This is a genomic window from Phocaeicola faecicola (genome assembly GCF_013618865.1).
Classification (GTDB): Bacteria; Bacteroidota; Bacteroidia; order Bacteroidales; family Bacteroidaceae; genus Phocaeicola; species Phocaeicola faecicola.
In genome coordinates this window covers 1-16,152 of record NZ_JABSOE010000057.1, presented here as the reverse complement: position 1 = coordinate 16,152, position 16,152 = coordinate 1, and the positions used below count along the sequence as shown (strand labels likewise).

Sequence of the window (16,152 nt, the reverse complement as noted above, 5' to 3'; positions counted from 1 at the left end):
ATTATAGAGTTATAAGTTGAATAAATGAAATCAAAACAAGCAAAAATAGGAAGGAACAAAAACACCTCACTGATTTTTTATGGTATTTGAATTTGTTATTACAAATGGACGAATTGATATATACTTGCGAATACAAATCGTTTAACATTGATTCTTCGGACTGATTTGCAATATCATTTTTAAATACATTAAAACTTCTGTTAGATATAGTGGTGAAATGCAACAGTGATTTTTCAGTCAATCCGGGCTGCTTAAACAAATTAGTGTCTATTGTTCCTTTTATAACTTGAAGCGAGTAAAAAATAGAGAGGAAAATAAGGATAAACATTGCTGCCAGTATAAATAGTTGAACGGTGTTGATTATTGAAAATACACCATTTCCTGTTTCATAATAATTGTATATTGGCATGATTAGTTGTTGGTGTATAAAACTAATGTAATCAGAGGTACACAAAATAGTAAGTACAACACCTTCAATAGCCAATAAAATACTAGATTTCTGGTCGCAATTATTAATCCAACCATTTACTCTATCCAATCTCAAGGTTAATTCATCTTTTGTTATTCCCATAATTTCCAATTTTAGAGCAAAGGTACTACAAAAAACAACAACTACTGTAAGTGAATGGAATAAAGTGAAACAAAACGGACGAGCTAATTAATTAACCCGTCCGTTGATTGTTAATTTCTTATCTGCTCGAATAGTGTGAACTATGAGAGCGATGAGAACTGTGTGAACTATGCGAGCTATGGCTGCTATGAGAACTGTGGCTGGCGAGTAGTTTAAACTCGGCAGAGGACTGTTCCAACACCAATGATTGTTCCTGCTGCTGTTCGATTTGAGTGTCGCTATTGGTTACCTTAGCGACAATCTTTTCACTAACAGAGGAGCAATAGCTTGCACCTGCAAGGATTGCAGAGACCGCAAAGAACAAGAGTTTCTTCATTGATACCTCCTTTTTTTAATTAAACATTCAGTTACCTAACACGATATATCGGATGATATATGTTCTATTTTCTTGATGTGCGTACTATGAGCCTGTCTATTAGACTCAAAGAATCCCGCACATTGCCCTTTCAACACACAACCATCGCATTCGGGGATATATATGTCTTTCCAATCCGAAATAGATTGCTGAGCATAGCAACGAATATCTTCGGGTAATACACATAATTGCGCATTATAAATATAGGGTTTCATTCCTCTATCTGCAAGCAGTAAAACCGCTTCACGCAATTCCCTATTGTAATCATACGGGTCTATCCATAGTTCTTCAAAATTTTCTTTCGCCAAGCCAGTTGTTTCCATTTGCATAAAAGCGACTTGGACGACAAAAGGGAAATTGTGATAGATGAAATCCGCAAATTGAGGAAGTCGTTTGTAAGTTTGCTTATGAACGACTATACGTAATCCTATACGCTGACGGAATAATGCTAAATTATATAGTCCTTGAACTGTCTTGTAGAATGTTTTAGCTCCTACAATACGGTTGTGCTCGTCCGCAATATCCGAGAATAAAGGTATATCTATTTGCAAATCCTGATGTCTGCATTTAGCTAACTTCATTGCGTATTCTTTGTCCGCAAACTTTACACCATTAGATAGAATGCTGATTGCTGTATGAGGTAATTCTTTCTTGATATAGTTTACCAGCGTAAAGAGATTATCCCCAATAAGAGTTGGTTCTCCTCCTGTTATACCTATTTCCTGTGTTTTTTTGTCAAATAAGGAAATAAGTTTCAAATTGAACGGGGTCTTATCTTTTTCCTGCAAAATAGGAGGTTGCGGACACATAATGCAACGGTGGTTACAACGCTCTGTAGCCATTAAAGCATTGTGATTGGAGAGTATTTCATACACGAATATAATTTCTCCTTGCTTATTGATAACAACCACATCTCCTTCTTGGAAAGTTCCGACATTCTCAACTACACAATACGGTTTCCCTTTACTTACAAACGATGTTGTTTCCGTAATGGTAGCCAAATATCCGATAGAGGGTTTACTTGCATCTTTGCATACCAATATATCGTTGGAACGACCAAACAAGTTATTCTTGCCAAAAGTTATACGTCCAACTATATCATCTTCGATGTTATATGAAGTTCCTTGAATCTGTTTCATCGTTCAATCAATTTAACCAAGACCAAAATATTCTGTTTATCTCAGGGTCGTGCTTCTGCAACAACTCAAACAAGTAGTGTATAATGGCTTTTGTTTTCTTACACATTTCGTTTGTTGGTCGGAAACCTACCATATCGCCTTGCTCTGACATATTACGTACCGGATCTGCACCGCAATAAGGTTGAAATACACATTCTGCACAGACAGGCAAGCATTCGTTACAAGCAGAAGCAATGATATGATGAAGTAATTCCCCATTAAACATTTCTTGATAGCTGTTTTCGTTTACATTGCCCAATCTAAAATAGTAGTTTTTGAAACGTGCCATCATACGAGCTTCATCAGAAACATACACATTTCCGTCATAGTCGTAGATTGCTCCAGCTATACCCACTCCAGCAGGTGACTGCAAATCCACAAAACCGGTAGCAAACGGCGTCAGCATTCGTTTCAACAACAATGCAGCAAAACCCTCTACAAAGAAAGTTCCCTGCTTATTTAATTCTATGATGTAATCCAGCCCCTCTTTATAATTGGCGATAAACTCTTCAACCGGATAGGCTATCTTATCCTTGTATTTCTTGGCAAATCCATAAGGATTAAGAGAACGCAGGAATATGTTATTGAATCCCAATCTTATATATTCATCTATAATCTCCTTGAAACGTCCCAAACTATATTTGGAGGTGGTCATCAATGCAGAAACACACTCGTTATCTCCCCATATATTCCTTATCATAGCAAGATTCTTCTCAAAAATGGCATGATGGTCTAAATCCTTGTTTTGCAAAGGCCGGTTCATGTCGTGCAAATCTTTTGGACCATCAAGAGAAGTGGAAATCGTACATTTATGTTTCTTCAAGTACTTTACCATATCTTCGTTAAGTAGAGTAAGGTTCGTACAGATTACAAAATCCAATTCTCTTTTCTTGAATAAGTTTTGCCATTCGGCTTCTTCAATGATATATTTTACCATATCGAAGTCTGTTGATGGGTCTCCACCTTGAAACTCTATTTTGATACAAGGCGATGGAGATTGGAATATGGTTTTCACCACATTCTTTGCTGTTTTTTTAGACATGTCGGCAGAATGGTCATCCATATTTTTACGGGCAACCTGACAATAAATACAGCTTGAATTACAACGTAGTGTTGGCACAATCATGTGCAACGAAGTGAAATCACGCAAGATACTTTTCTTCGTTCTAAACTTAGTGGCAAGCATCTGCACCACATCTTCTACCTTGTCAGTTGTTGCTATTTGTTTGGAAGCAAGGTCATAGAACAATACGCTATGTTCGTCTAACTTGCCATTAACAAAGGTATGAAAATCATCATTTGACAAGAATACATATTCTCCTACTTCATTTGTTAGAAGATACTGATTATCATTGAATCGTTCAAAACGGAATGGTAGTAATTGATAAGCCATAATTCATCATTTTGTTACGGGTTTGAACGCTTCTTGAACTATCATATCACGAATATGGCCAAACTGAACATTTGTATTATAACGAATCTGTTGGTCTATCAATTCATTGCAAAACTGTTTCGGAATCACCTCAGTTACCTTGCTGTTATCTTTTGATTCAAAGATAACATTTACAAGTGTTTGATTACAAGTGTCCATCTGTTGATGAATATAGAATAAATGGGATAATTTATAGATAGCTGCTGTTATTACTTCTTTAGCATACAGGCTTGTATCTATTGAAACTTGAAACTTATCTTCTACAAGTTCCACAATGGGAATTTTAATATCTGCCATAGTCGTACATCTGTGTCTTTGGCAGTCCTCAAAGACCTTTATTTATGCACGAAGCGTGAACTGCAATGCAACTATGTCTTTAATGGAGGTCCTGAGAAAACCTTTACGAACAGATATAGTGATAGCAGCCCACGCTATAGCGTGAGAACCACTATGCTATCCTTGTTCGTAATTAGAAATTTCTCAGGTTTCCATTAACAAGATAAGCATAACGCTTCTTCTTTTTCCAATATGTCTTGGAAAGAGTCACCTCAATCCACTGCAAAAGTACAAAAAATCCGTGATGTAACATTCTACTATCACGGATTTTATTATGATTTACAAGTTAATACCCCGATTTTGTCTCCTTGCTTGTGGTTTCAGCTTCTCCATAAACTCTTCTTTCTTCCTTCTAAACCAGCTGACATGTGAAACTCCGTCAATGTGGAGGTTGAAATTCCCCTCCTTGTTCTCTTTAAGTGAACATATCGTTTTATCTACCCTAAAATGTTGGTTGAACTCGCGAGAATAGAGCTCGCCTTTGATGGAAACATCCTTGAACGTGCATAACTTTCTAATGAGGGCATCGCCAAAGTTCAGCGTATCACGCAGGAACTTGATGGTTGGCATCAGCTTCTCCACATACGGAAAGTAGCATTTGACAAAATCCACGAACTCGGACAACTTGCGGTGTCGCTGTTCGTAAGCATCCGTTATCTCCTGTATGTGCTTCGCCTGTTGCTGTTCCCTTTGTCGTGCTTCTTCTTCAAGTTCAAGGATGCGGTCTTGCAAGTCCTCGTTTCTGCGTTCCAGTGTCCTGACTTTGTTACTGCCGAAAAGAGAACCGACACTTTCTGCAATGTGGGTCGCTGCTGTGGTGGCTGCGCCTTTCAGTTTCTCGGTCTGCACCTCTTTCTTGGCTCGTCTGAGTTCCTGCTCCGCTTCGGTTTTCAGCTTCTGCAAATCCACGACTTCCGATTTCAAGCTGCCGGCAAGTTTCTGTATGTCCCGATAATACTGCTGCGTGGATTTGTGGCGAGCTTGCGAGCCGTCTATGCCACGTTGCAGACCGTACTTTGCCATCGCGACGGCATAACTGTCTTGATAGGATTTCAGCTTCAAGCGCGTCATGATGTCATCGGCACACAAACGGACGGCATTGGCTGGTTTCTTGCGATAGCGTTTCTTTGCCTGTTCCTCACGTTTCTTGCGCTTGCGCTCTCCCTTGACAATCGGGACGAGGGTAACGTGTATGTGTGGCGTTTCCTCGTCCCTGTGCAGATGTGCAGCCACGATATTCTCCCTACCGAACAGGTCGGCAAAGTATTTCATATTGTCGCCACACCATTCATCAAGTCTGCCCTCCCTTTCGATACGCTTCATATCCTCGTGCGTTCCCGACACGTTGATACGGATAGCTCGAACTTGGTTGTTTCCGATTTTGCGTGTCAGTCCTGCTTCCTCCAATCTCTTTTGAATGGCTGCCGTGCGGTCTTTTATCCCATCGGGGTATGTGACGAGTTTTCGGTTAAGGTGTGTGCGTGTGGGGTCTGCGTTCTTCGGTATGATGAAACGCTCGATGTGAGCGGTCGTCCCGCTGTCGGAACCGTGCGCCTTTTCCATGTGTAATACTACGAATCCCATATATAATTCCTTTTTATTCTGCTTGTGAAACATCGTTTGATTATTGCTTATGTACGGCTGTTGCCGTTGGTCTTGGAGAGTCCAGAGAGGTGCAACCTCTTTGGCTTATTGGGGAATTTTCAGCGTTGCTTGCAATGCGGCTCGGAAAATTCCCTAATAAGCTACGGTATTTTCCATCGGTAAATACCTGTGCCGCTGCAAGCATCCCCTTACATCTTCAGCCCTTTCTTTTTTGGTGGCTGTATCATCCGCCTTGCGGATTGGAGTTGCTTCCTCTCCGTTATCGGTTTTTCCGATTGGAACACGGGCTTGCCACACAGGTAATCGTTCAGGTCTTTGTGTCCGTTGTAGTTGTCGGAGAAGTCCCGGATGCGACCGCTGAACTCTCTTGCCAATTCCAAGTAGGCATTTCTTCCTGCCTCGTCATTGTCAAGCAGGCAGTGGATGCGCTCGTACCTATGCAGCACGTCTATGGCTTTGGAAACATTGGCAACCGAATTGAGGATGACGTAATCCTGTCCGTCAAGGTTGGGCATAGTCGGGCAGTTCCTCATCCGCAACGTGAGGAATGACAGGTAGTCCATCATACCCTCAAACACAAGGCACTTCTCCCTCGGCTCTCCTTGCTGGCAGATATGGCTGATATCCTTCGGTGCGATGCAGCCCTTGAAGAAACGGTTGCGCACTTCATACCCTCCTGCCACATTCGGGAAGCCGATGGCGAAATAGGGCTTGACGTTATGGATGAAGTGCAGTTCTTTACATTCCAGCCTCGCCAAGTCGGTGTTTATGCCTCGTTCCTGCAAATAGCTGAGCAATGCAGGATGGGTAAGTTCGTCCACCTCCAACTGTTGGAAACTCGGTTCGGATGCTTGCTGGCGAAAAGAAAAAGATACTGGACGGATGTGCGGTACTCGCTCCGCTATCTTGTTGAGCAAGTAAGGCACATAGTCGGTTGCGTATAGTTCCTCTGCCAATGCGATGATGTTGCCGCCTTTGCCAAGCCCGAAATCATACCACCTGTTAAGTTCGGTGTTTACCTTGAAGGAGGCATCCTTTTCCTCTCTCAACGGCGATTTGTACCAAAGGCTGTTGCCTTGTTGTTTCTCGGGCGTATAACCCAAACTTTGCAGATAGTCTGCAATGCGTATGTTCTTTACTTCCTGTATGTTCATATTTCTATGGTTTGATGATGAATGTAAAACCGATAAATTGATGAATGTGTATGCCAAACTATTGGATAGCAACCTTATGCGCTCTCATCATTGTTTCATCAAAGTACTTACCAAAAGAGAAAATCATCATTTGCCTTATAGTGCATGGTCTGCCTGATCCTTTTTCTCTTTTCATCAGTAAGTTGTTTTTGATGAGTGTTTGATGAGAATACAAACCTTTATATATCAGTATGGTTATATACTTATTCATCATTTCATCAAAATAATCAGAGTGATGTCAACTGTTCTCTTGTTACGGTATAGAACCGTCCTATCCTCCGTATAGGAGAATAGCGACACTCTCGGGTATAGTCCACTTGATAGGTGGTGTAAGTAAGCGTATTCGGTGCAGGGGTGAGTTTCCAACATTCCTGTAATACCTTTCGGACTTGGCACTTCTCCACCTTTACCTGCGAGTGTACCAACAAAAGAAGAAGGTCGTTGTAACAGAACGAGAATGTGTCCGTGCCGATACTATCCATAATGTCAAGGATAAGTTCTTGCATCTCTATCTCTAATCGGTTGCGGTTGCTGCGGATAATCTTCTGCAAGGCTTCGGTATGCAGCAATGAGGGAGCAAACCACATACGGCTTTCCTTTTCGGTGGATAGCTGTCTGTGTTGCAGGAAATGGAGAAAGGCGGGTATCTCCGCTTTCAGCTTTTGCAGAAAGTCGGTGTCATCGGACTGCAAGCGGTCTATCTTGCGTACCCAATAACGTGTTTCTCCTGCATCTATGATTACGGGCAGGTACTCGTTGTTGGAGCATAGCACGAACTTGGCAAAGAACGCAATCTCGTCACGGTCTTTGCCTTTGGCTTCCACCTTATAGGATAGGGTTGTACTGAGGTTCTTTAACCTCTCACTGTCCTCCCTGCGGTTGAGCAGCACCTCATCCACCACGATAAGGAGCTTTCCTGCCCAATCGGAATTGAACTGACTGCGGAAATCTTCGTTGGTGTTGAACGTGACATTGTTCTGAAAGAGGGCTTTTAGAAAGTTGAGAAACGTACTCTTGCCCGTGTTGCGTTCTTCCGATACCAACAGCAGGATAGGCAACTTCTGAATGGGTTGCAGGTAGAGCAACTGCAGATAGTCCATTCCTAACTCGTATTGCTCCCCGAAGATGTGCCGTACCAATGATTGGATGTGAGAGAAATCCCCTTCCTTTGGTTGGTGGTCTATCGGTTCATAGAGGTTAAGAAACTTACCGACCACGGGGCGGTAGCCGATGTGTTCGGGAACGGTGCAGAAACCGTCATACTTGGGAACGCTGCCGATGTAGTCCTTGCCATAGTCCTGGCGCAGGGTCTCGTTGTTCCATGCGATACGTTTCCTTACATACCCTCCGTTCAGTCTTGGCTGCTCCACAATCTTGTAGAGCGTTGTTCCCACTCGGATGAACTCTTCTTTTGCCACGCTGCCATCTGATGGCGGTTTGTGGTTGTCTTGTTGTTTGTTAGCTGACATAATCAAATGGTTTTAAGATTGAAAAATACCAGCCACAAAAGTATAAGCATTTAATGGATAAGTTGTTACGCAAAATATAGCAGAATATAGAAAAAAGCCCCTCGAAACAAAAACTTTCAATGGTTTGGCTATGGAATCGGATTGAAAAGACGAAAAAACTCCCGAAAAGCGAATGGTCGGATGACGCTTTTCGGGAGAAAAAATCAGAGTATCTGTCGTGTTGTTGTACTGACTTGCAGATTTACTGACTGCATTACGTCAGTCTCACATCCCAATCTATGAGAGGTATTTGGACTTGGCTATATCGGCATTGTTCAGCGAAAAGAAGATGGCTTGTTTCTCTTTTCGCAAGTACAGCCTTTTCATAATTGCATTGCGCATCTGCTTCGCTCCGAATGTGCTAAAGTGGAAAGCGAGGGCGATTATCGTTTCAAGGTTGTAAAACTCCATGCTGCACTTGTCGGATAGGCGTATGGTACGCTTTATCTCGTACTCCCTCAATACACCATTCTTGCAAAGAGCCTTTATCCCTGCCCGAATGGTCAGGACGCTAACACCGAACAAATCCAACAGCTCGGCTTCGTTCATCCATACATTGGCTATATCATTCGGTAAAGTAACATTGCCGAACTCGTCTATTCTTATAATGTTTCTTTCCATAGTCCTATACCATTGTTGTGTTTCCAAAAGATTGGTTCAGTTTGTCACCGAACATCGTAAGGTCGTGGTCTATCTTCTGCGTTGTTATCTTCGCATAGAGTTGGGTCGTAACGATGTTCGTATGTCCCAACACACGGCTGACACTTTCAATCGGCATACCCTTACTCAGTGCGAGGGTGGCGAACCCATGCCTTGCACAATGGAATGAGATGTCCTTTGTGATTCCGCACTCTTTTATCATCTTTTTCAACGGCTTGCATATAGACCAATAGTTCAGATTCGGGAAAACAGACTTGTTCGTTTTGAACTTTTCGTAACGCTTGATAATCTGCAAAGGGATGTCAAGCAGTTTCACTTGGAACGGGACTTTGGTCTTGTGCCGCTTGGATAATATCCACTTCTCACCGTTCACCTCCACTATATCATCAGTGGTAAGTTCCTTGACATCCACGAATGACAGTGCGGTAAAGCTGGCAAAAACAAAGATGTCACGGATGTAGGAAAGTTTGGCATCCGCAAATTCGTGTGTCATCAGTGTTTTCAGTTCTTCTTCCGTCAGATACTCACGTTCCTTTATGTTGGGACTTATATGGAACTGCGCAAATGGATTTCTCGGTATCAGTCCGTTGAAGTGTGCACGCATTACAACCCCTTTCAGCCACATGCAGTTAGTCCAGATGCTGCCGTTCTGCAATCCTCTGTCGGTGGAAAGGAATACGGCAAACTCCTTGATGAAGTCGGGAGTAAGTTCAAGCATAGACAGGTCGCTTCGCTTGTAGTTCGCCCTGATGAATGCCGCTACATGGTTTCTTGCACGAACCCTTGCCATGTAAGTCCCTTTTACACGGTCAGTACCTACACGCTTTTGAAACGTGGCGTTGTCCTTGTCAAATGCTCCGAGCAATGTTTCATACTCGCTGCCGATTCCTTGATAGGCATTGCGCACCATTTCTGCCGTAACATACGCCTCTCTGTCTGAAATGCGCTGGTAGTGCTTGATGATTTGCGCCTTTATGTTGTCTAAAGCGTGGTTGATGTCCCTCGCCTCAATGCTCTTGCCTTTGGCTCGGTTACCCTTCGCATCCCAAAGCGTTTTCGGGATGGTCTGCTTGCAACTGAACTGCGCCACAGAACCGTTGATTGTCACTCGCCCCATGATGGGGACAATACCGTTTTTCTCCTTGCTGCCGTTCACGTAGAACAGCACTTTGAATGTACTTCTTGCCATACTCGTTTTTTGTTTGCAAAGTTAAATATCAACGAGTTAAACCTTGCTACGCAAAACGGTGACAAACGGTGAAATAGCGTCCTACATGTGTTAAATCTTACATCTTCTTGGGTAATGATTTGCAAACCGTTCTCCTGCTATATTCTGCTATTTCTTGCATTTTCCGCTTTTTCGGTTTGTCCTCATCTGACACCGTAACGACATTGGTACAAAGTCATTTAGCGTCATTTCTCCAATTTCCCGAGGTTATTCCAGAGATTTATTGTAAATTTGCCTTAAATCAAAGACCCTTGAAAACGACAAATGGTAAGACTCTTGAAACAACAGGACAAAGTAACTACCTTACCACATCATACTACGACTATACAGCACAAGAAAAGAGGATTCTTTACCGTGTTGTAGAGCAAGCATGGGAATACGTCAAAGAACAAAAAATAAACCTAAAGAAACACCCTATTGCTGATATTATATATCAAGATAAGACGTTTACTATGCACATAACAGACTTCATGAACAGAGAACAAAAGAAGAATAGAGGTGGTAATACAGACAAAGAAGTATATGATGCTTTCTTAGCTTTAAAGGCAAAAGATATAAGTGGCTACAATAGTGTTAATGGCACATGGTTGGTTGCATCCATTGTAAATAGTGCTTATAAACTAAAAGATGGAATGATTACATTCTCTGTTGCAGGTCCAGTATGGCAATCAGCTTTAGATTTTTCTTCCGGCTGGTCTCCATTAGACCTAACCGTAGCTATGGAACTTAAATCTGCTTATTCAATGCGTTTCTTTGAAATAGCAAGAAAATTTCACGATACAAAGTTTTGGAGTGTTTCAAAAGAGTTTAGGGAGTTCTTTGGGTACGAAGAAAAATATTTAGCACATAATGACCTGAAACGATATATCATAGACAATGCAAAAGAGGAACTGGATAGGGTTGCTCCTTGGTCGTTCTCTTATGAACAGCACAAAGTGGAAAGAAAAGTTGAGGGTTTTACCTTTTACTTCTATGAGATACAAAAAAACAAAAGGGAAGAAGAAACACGCAAAGAATTGCTATCAAAGTATCCACAAGCAGCAGTCCGACCAGAGGTAAAGGATTGGCTCAAAAACAAGATGGGATTCAATACAGGACAAATCAGAAGCAATGTGCAGCTCTTTGATGAGCTGCAACGTATCTTCCAAAACGACACAATCTAGGAACTGGAAGAAACGTTCCAATACATAGCGAAACAAGGATTCAGACCACAGGAAAATATAGGGTGGTTTATTCAGAACCTCAAAAAGAAGATAGAAAACGCACAACTTTGATTATGTTACACAATCAAAACAAATACATTATGGCTGAGAAATTAGAATTTTCAGAAAAACTTGTTTATGACTACTTCAAACAGCATAAACTTCATAAATCAGGTGCAGATGCCGTTATACAGATGGTGCAGTTTGCACGAAGCGAAGAAACAGAGCCTTCAGAGGCTCTGAAAGAAACGATTAACCGTTATCTGAATGACAGGTGTTCCAATATGGCTGCAAATGACAAAGAACGGATAAAAAGCAGACATCATGATATTGCAGCCGGAATAATCTTCTTCTGCTGTAATTTCTGCCATAGAGACGAGATTGAAAAGATGGAGAGTATAGCTCCGATACTTGCCAGAAACTTTAATAGTAACTAATTACAAAAACAATATTTGAAATGAAAAAGATTTTATTTGGATTTGCATTTTTAGCTGGTTTGGCTTCTTGTTCAAAAGATGAACCTACAAATGGTGGCGAGAACACAGAAAATGGTAAATATAAGCTTTATTTACATTATAAGGCTGATTATAGTAGTAGTGAAGATATAATGCCTTTAGGACTTCAGTTTACAGTAAATGCTCCTAATAAAGACGAGAAGTTATCTACGAAATCTCCTATCCTATTAGATTCTTATTTAAAATATTGCTTTTCTCACTAGAAATAATATCTTTGCAAGATGTTTAACTCTTAATTTTCTATTGTATGAAAACCTTAAAATTTTTTCTTCCTCTTTTCTTATTAATGTTTGTTGTCAGTTGCAGTAACAATTCTGAAGAAGTAATAAACAGTTCTAAAAACGAATCAACGGAGTTTAATGAAATTACTCAAATTAAAAGCGCTTTTGAGAGTAAAGATTTTCAATCTATAAAAGAAGCTTCCGTTTATGCAAATAGTTTAATACAAGATATTAAACCTATCTCTAGAGCTATCAATGAAGATGATTATATTGAAAACATATCCCCGGAAGTATTGGAAGTTATAGAAAGCATGAAAAACATAAAAGCTGATACAGAAGCTTCCCCGGAAGCACTAAGAATTCAGCTCAAAGAAGTTATAAAAAACAGCTCACTGTCTCCTGCATCAACGGAATACAGTATCCTAATATATTCCGTTGATATAGCTATTGAAGCTATTTATTATGCTATGGAGTTAGAAGCGCCAGAAGCAAAAACGAGAGGATTTTGGAACTCGGCATGGAAAGTTGTAAAATGCATTGCAGGAACTGCTGGATCTGCTGGATTAGGTGCAGTTGGTGGCGCAGGAGTTGGAACCGTCACACTACCTGTTATCGGTACTGTATCAGGCACCGCTTTAGGTGGGTGGAGTGGTGCTTTAGTAGGAGTTGCAACTTTTTGCTAAAAGTATGAAAAAAAGCACTCTGATAACGATATTTTGTATATCAACATTTATTATCATCCCACTATTTGTTGATTTATTCATACAAGGATACTACACAAAATGTTTTGTCATAGCTTTCCTATTTTTGCTATCAATCATTGGGCTACACAAAAGAAACAAATTAGATTCTACTAATTAAATCCCATTTTGCGTATTAATACCAACAGAAAGCTAAGTAATGATTACTTAGCTTTCTGTTCATCTACTTGCCTCTTATAATACTCATAGAATTCCGGAACGAAAAAAACTCCTAAATTTGTTATATCAATGAGGCGGAATGGAAGTCCCCGGCGGCAATCAGTACCGCATACGACTTCCCTCCCGCACGAAAACCTATTAAAAACAAAACAAAATTTTAAATTCTAAACATGAAAATCAATCACCGCACCAAGTTGCTCTCTGCCGGTATCATCTGCGCACTGATGTCCGGAAACGTGATGGCTCAGGAAGCCGATTTCGACTTGTCGTCACAGCGTTCGGAAAAACAGGACGTGAAGCCTGTCCCTGGAAAGAAAATAGACCACCAGGGCATCGTCATTAACCCTACCCCGCACCAGATATCGGTCGACCGTAGCCAGACCTGCAGTCTGCTGGAAGGCATCGTTCTGAAAGACAAGCAAAAGGCATTTGCCAACGACCTTAGTTTTCTGAAACAGCAGAAGAAAGGAGTCAGCCTGACCATCGATTTTGGAGCCAAGGTAGCCGCCCGCCAGAATGTCAAAGCCGTATCCGGAGCCTATGCACTGAGCATCGGAAAGAAGGGCATCACCATCACAGGATACGACGAAAGAGGTGCCTTCTACGGCATACAGACCCTGCGTCAGCTGATGGAAAGCGAAGTGGCTGCCAAAGGAACACTGCCTTTCGTAGAAATCAATGATTATCCCGACCTGCCCGACCGTGGCGTGGTAGAAGGATTCTACGGCAATCCCTGGTCGCACGAGGTACGCCTGTCACTGCTCGACTTCTACGGAAAATTCAAAATGAATACATATCTGTACGGCCCGAAGGACGATCCTTATCACAGTTCGCCCAACTGGCGCCAGCCTTATCCGGAAAAAGAGGCCAAGCAGATCAGTGAACTGATTGAAGCGAGCCGGAAGAACCGGGTTGACTTCGTCTGGGCCATCCATCCGGGAAAAGACATCAAATGGAACGAGGAAGATTATCGTAATCTGGTAAATAAATTCAACTGGATGTATGATCTGGGAGTGCGTCATTTCGCCATCTTCTTCGATGATATTTCGGGAGAAGGAACCAATCCTTACAAGCAGGTGGAACTGCTGAACCGCCTGACGGATGAGTTTGTGAAAGAAAAGGGCGATGTGGCACCGCTCATCGTCTGCCCGACCGACTACTCCCAACTCTGGGCAAACCCGACAGAAAACGGTAGTCTGGCTATCTACGGCAAGGCACTGAACCCGGACATCAAAGTATTCTGGACAGGAGCTGTGGTATGCAGTGACCTGACTCCCGAAACGCTTGAGTTCATCAATTCACGCATCAAGCGTCCGGCTTATTACTGGTGGAATTATCCGGTAACCGACTATGTCCGCCACATCCTGATGCAGGGCCCGGTATACGGACTCGATACTTCACTGACTTCCAACGAGGTATGCGGTGTAGTGAGCAACCCGATGGAGCACGGAGAGGCTTCTAAACTGGCATTGTACGGAGTAGCCGACTATGCCTGGAACCTTGCCGACTACAATGCCATGGACAGTTGGGAAAGAGGGCTTACCGAACTGATGCCGCAGGCCAGAGAGGCTTACCGTACGTTTGCCATCCATTCTTGTGATACAGAGAACGGATACCGGAGAGACGAATCGTGGGAAACCCATACGTTCCGTATGGCCAACTGGAACGACGATGCCGCCAATGCACTTGAAGCGGAATTCAAGAAAATCGAACAGGTTCCGGCACAGCTGGAAGCCGGATGTACCAACCAGCAGCTGCTGAACGAACTGCTCCCCTGGCTTGAGGAGTTCGGCAAACTGGGAAGCCGTGGCGTACGTACCCTGGAACTGGCACGTATCCACCGTCAGGGACAGGACGATGCTTTGTTCTGGAAAAAATATGTACAGAATCTCATGACACCCGAAGAACGGGCCAGCTATGCGGCACACAAATCGGGAACCATGAAACTGCAGCCTTTCTATGAAAATGCCATGGACGATATGGCTCACGAATACCTGAAGCAGCTTTCGGGCAGCGTACCGACGGATTATAAGGGAATCGGTTCATTCAGCAGTGCGGCCACCATACAGACCAAACTGATGCTCGACAATGATTCCACTACATTCTATACATCGGGCATCGGACAGCAGGACGGTGACTGGATCGGTCTGGATCTGCGCAGCGTGCGTCCGGTTTCGGAAGTATCCATCCTTCAGGGACGTAACTCCAAAGACGATGTCGATTATTTCGACCATGCGATACTGGAGTGTTCGGAAGACGGCAAGACCTGGAAACCGCTTATTGCAGAAATGAAGAATCAGTACATCATCCACTGGCAGGGAGAGCCTCAGCAGGCACGTTACGTCCGCTTGAAGAGACTGGATTCTTCACGCCGCAACTATGCATCTGTACGTTCTTTCGAAGTGAATCCGTTGCGTCTGGAAGACCTGTCATTCCAGGTACAGACAGCCGACAGCCAACAGGCAGTATTTGCCTTCGACAACAATCCGACAACCAGCTACAAATGCGGTGAGTCGATTGCCTGGGAGGTATCCAAAGACATCCAGGCTTATACCTTGTTGATGAACACGCTTCCGGCACCGGTAAAATGCAGTCAGCTGGATGCCAAAGGTAAAGTGGTTTCTGAAATCATGATTGATGCTCCTTACGCGAAGGTGGAAGTCAAGAATGACAAGGTAGTACGTATGGTGGTAGAAGGAGCTGCAGAGTTCTTCGAAATCATTCCTCACAAAAAATAATCTGGTAAGACTGGTTCCCTCCGGCAGGTGACCTGCCGGGGAACGACGATACTGAAAACGATTATGCTGAAAACGACTATACTGACCGACAAACCGTTATTGACGGTTTATTGATGGATAATGATATGGACAATTCATTTACGGGCTATGGTATCGGTCGATTAGGTTATAAATTGAAAAAGAGGCTGTCTCAAAATGAAGTGACCCCAAAAAGTTGTACAAGTTAAACATTATCCCGTAATAGAAAGAGTTCGGTATTGTACCGGACTCTTTCCATTTAACCGGGCTTTGATTTTTTTATTGTTATCACTAGTGTCTCTTAATAATTGTAAAAAGACTCGTTAATTATTTGATTTACAATATTTGTTTTCAAAAAATGCTTGTCGCATATTTGAATCAGTTACCTTAGGGGCTGGGCCAAATTGCGATA

Annotated in this window: 15 protein-coding genes; 5 read left to right on the top strand and 10 right to left on the bottom strand. The window is 42.4% G+C overall.

Going from position 1 to position 16,152, the window contains the following annotated elements; all coding sequences use genetic code 11:
• Window position 1: 1 nt before the first annotated feature.
• From H3001_RS19810 to H3001_RS14300, 10 genes are all read right to left on the bottom strand, one after another.
• Complete coding sequence (locus H3001_RS19810) at window positions 2-409, bottom strand: Pycsar system effector family protein (protein WP_349824454.1); 408 nt, start codon at window positions 407-409, stop codon at window positions 2-4.
• A 280-nt stretch (window positions 410-689) separates the two neighbouring features.
• Window positions 690-947: a His-Xaa-Ser repeat protein HxsA2 gene (hxsA2, locus tag H3001_RS14340; RefSeq protein WP_016272192.1), complete on the bottom strand. Its 258-nt coding sequence runs from the start codon at window positions 945-947 to the stop codon at window positions 690-692.
• 35 nt (window positions 948-982) lie between these two features.
• Entirely contained in the window at window positions 983-2,125 is a 1,143-nt protein-coding gene (hxsC, locus tag H3001_RS14335; protein ID WP_021861852.1) for a His-Xaa-Ser system radical SAM maturase HxsC, read from the bottom strand.
• 7 nt (window positions 2,126-2,132) lie between these two features.
• On the bottom strand, window positions 2,133-3,557 hold the full coding sequence (gene hxsB, locus H3001_RS14330) for a His-Xaa-Ser system radical SAM maturase HxsB (RefSeq protein ID WP_021861853.1): 1,425 nt from the start codon (window positions 3,555-3,557) through the stop codon (window positions 2,133-2,135).
• A 6-nt stretch (window positions 3,558-3,563) separates the two neighbouring features.
• Window positions 3,564-3,893, bottom strand: a complete 330-nt coding sequence (gene hxsD, locus H3001_RS14325) for a His-Xaa-Ser system protein HxsD (protein WP_021861854.1) — start codon at window positions 3,891-3,893, stop codon at window positions 3,564-3,566.
• A gap of 318 nt (window positions 3,894-4,211) precedes the next feature.
• Complete coding sequence (mobV, locus tag H3001_RS14320; RefSeq protein WP_181215283.1) at window positions 4,212-5,516, bottom strand: MobV family relaxase; 1,305 nt, start codon at window positions 5,514-5,516, stop codon at window positions 4,212-4,214.
• A 209-nt stretch (window positions 5,517-5,725) separates the two neighbouring features.
• Complete coding sequence (locus H3001_RS14315; RefSeq protein ID WP_181215282.1) at window positions 5,726-6,691, bottom strand: toprim domain-containing protein; 966 nt, start codon at window positions 6,689-6,691, stop codon at window positions 5,726-5,728.
• 266 nt (window positions 6,692-6,957) lie between these two features.
• On the bottom strand, window positions 6,958-8,199 hold the full coding sequence (locus H3001_RS14310) for a primase-helicase family protein (RefSeq protein WP_181215281.1): 1,242 nt from the start codon (window positions 8,197-8,199) through the stop codon (window positions 6,958-6,960).
• Window positions 8,200-8,475: 276 nt separating this feature from the next.
• Window positions 8,476-8,859: a hypothetical protein gene (locus H3001_RS14305; protein ID WP_181215280.1), complete on the bottom strand. Its 384-nt coding sequence runs from the start codon at window positions 8,857-8,859 to the stop codon at window positions 8,476-8,478.
• Window positions 8,860-8,863: 4 nt separating this feature from the next.
• The gene (locus H3001_RS14300) at window positions 8,864-10,087 is read right to left on the bottom strand and encodes a site-specific integrase (protein ID WP_181215279.1); all 1,224 of its coding nucleotides are present in this window, start codon (window positions 10,085-10,087) and stop codon (window positions 8,864-8,866) included.
• A gap of 290 nt (window positions 10,088-10,377) precedes the next feature.
• On the opposite strand from H3001_RS14300, the gene H3001_RS14295 reads away from it, so the two are divergent.
• The 5 genes from H3001_RS14295 to H3001_RS14275 all read left to right on the top strand — a co-directional run bounded on the left by H3001_RS14295 (window position 10,378) and on the right by H3001_RS14275 (window position 15,722).
• Complete coding sequence (locus H3001_RS14295) at window positions 10,378-11,289, top strand: replication initiation protein (protein ID WP_246368604.1); 912 nt, start codon at window positions 10,378-10,380, stop codon at window positions 11,287-11,289.
• A 140-nt stretch (window positions 11,290-11,429) separates the two neighbouring features.
• Window positions 11,430-11,765 (top strand): hypothetical protein, encoded by a 336-nt coding sequence (locus H3001_RS14290; RefSeq protein ID WP_181215278.1) that lies wholly within the window; start codon window positions 11,430-11,432, stop codon window positions 11,763-11,765.
• A 20-nt stretch (window positions 11,766-11,785) separates the two neighbouring features.
• On the top strand, window positions 11,786-12,046 hold the full coding sequence (locus H3001_RS14285; protein ID WP_181215277.1) for a lipoprotein: 261 nt from the start codon (window positions 11,786-11,788) through the stop codon (window positions 12,044-12,046).
• Window positions 12,047-12,090: 44 nt separating this feature from the next.
• A complete protein-coding gene (locus H3001_RS19320; RefSeq protein WP_219915885.1) occupies window positions 12,091-12,747 on the top strand; it encodes a hypothetical protein in 657 nt (218 codons plus the stop codon).
• Between the two features lie 407 nt (window positions 12,748-13,154).
• Complete coding sequence (locus H3001_RS14275; RefSeq protein WP_181215276.1) at window positions 13,155-15,722, top strand: beta-N-acetylglucosaminidase domain-containing protein; 2,568 nt, start codon at window positions 13,155-13,157, stop codon at window positions 15,720-15,722.
• The last annotated feature ends 430 nt before the right edge of the window (window positions 15,723-16,152 follow it).

What these genes read in the sequence shown, in the direction of transcription:
- H3001_RS19810 (WP_349824454.1), bottom strand. Translation starts at nt 409, where the DNA reads ATGCCAATATACAATTATTATGAAACAGGAAATGGTGTATTTTCAATA.
- H3001_RS14310 (WP_181215281.1), bottom strand. Translation starts at nt 8,199, where the DNA reads ATGTCAGCTAACAAACAACAAGACAACCACAAACCGCCATCAGATGGC.
- H3001_RS14305 (WP_181215280.1), bottom strand. Translation starts at nt 8,859, where the DNA reads ATGGAAAGAAACATTATAAGAATAGACGAGTTCGGCAATGTTACTTTA.
- hxsC (WP_021861852.1), bottom strand. Translation starts at nt 2,125, where the DNA reads ATGAAACAGATTCAAGGAACTTCATATAACATCGAAGATGATATAGTT.
- H3001_RS14285 (WP_181215277.1), top strand. Translation starts at nt 11,786, where the DNA reads ATGAAAAAGATTTTATTTGGATTTGCATTTTTAGCTGGTTTGGCTTCT.
- H3001_RS14290 (WP_181215278.1), top strand. Translation starts at nt 11,430, where the DNA reads ATGGCTGAGAAATTAGAATTTTCAGAAAAACTTGTTTATGACTACTTC.
- hxsA2 (WP_016272192.1), bottom strand. Translation starts at nt 947, where the DNA reads ATGAAGAAACTCTTGTTCTTTGCGGTCTCTGCAATCCTTGCAGGTGCA.
- H3001_RS19320 (WP_219915885.1), top strand. Translation starts at nt 12,091, where the DNA reads ATGAAAACCTTAAAATTTTTTCTTCCTCTTTTCTTATTAATGTTTGTT.
- H3001_RS14275 (WP_181215276.1), top strand. Translation starts at nt 13,155, where the DNA reads ATGAAAATCAATCACCGCACCAAGTTGCTCTCTGCCGGTATCATCTGC.
- H3001_RS14300 (WP_181215279.1), bottom strand. Translation starts at nt 10,087, where the DNA reads ATGGCAAGAAGTACATTCAAAGTGCTGTTCTACGTGAACGGCAGCAAG.
- hxsB (WP_021861853.1), bottom strand. Translation starts at nt 3,557, where the DNA reads ATGGCTTATCAATTACTACCATTCCGTTTTGAACGATTCAATGATAAT.
- H3001_RS14315 (WP_181215282.1), bottom strand. Translation starts at nt 6,691, where the DNA reads ATGAACATACAGGAAGTAAAGAACATACGCATTGCAGACTATCTGCAA.
- mobV (WP_181215283.1), bottom strand. Translation starts at nt 5,516, where the DNA reads ATGGGATTCGTAGTATTACACATGGAAAAGGCGCACGGTTCCGACAGC.
- hxsD (WP_021861854.1), bottom strand. Translation starts at nt 3,893, where the DNA reads ATGGCAGATATTAAAATTCCCATTGTGGAACTTGTAGAAGATAAGTTT.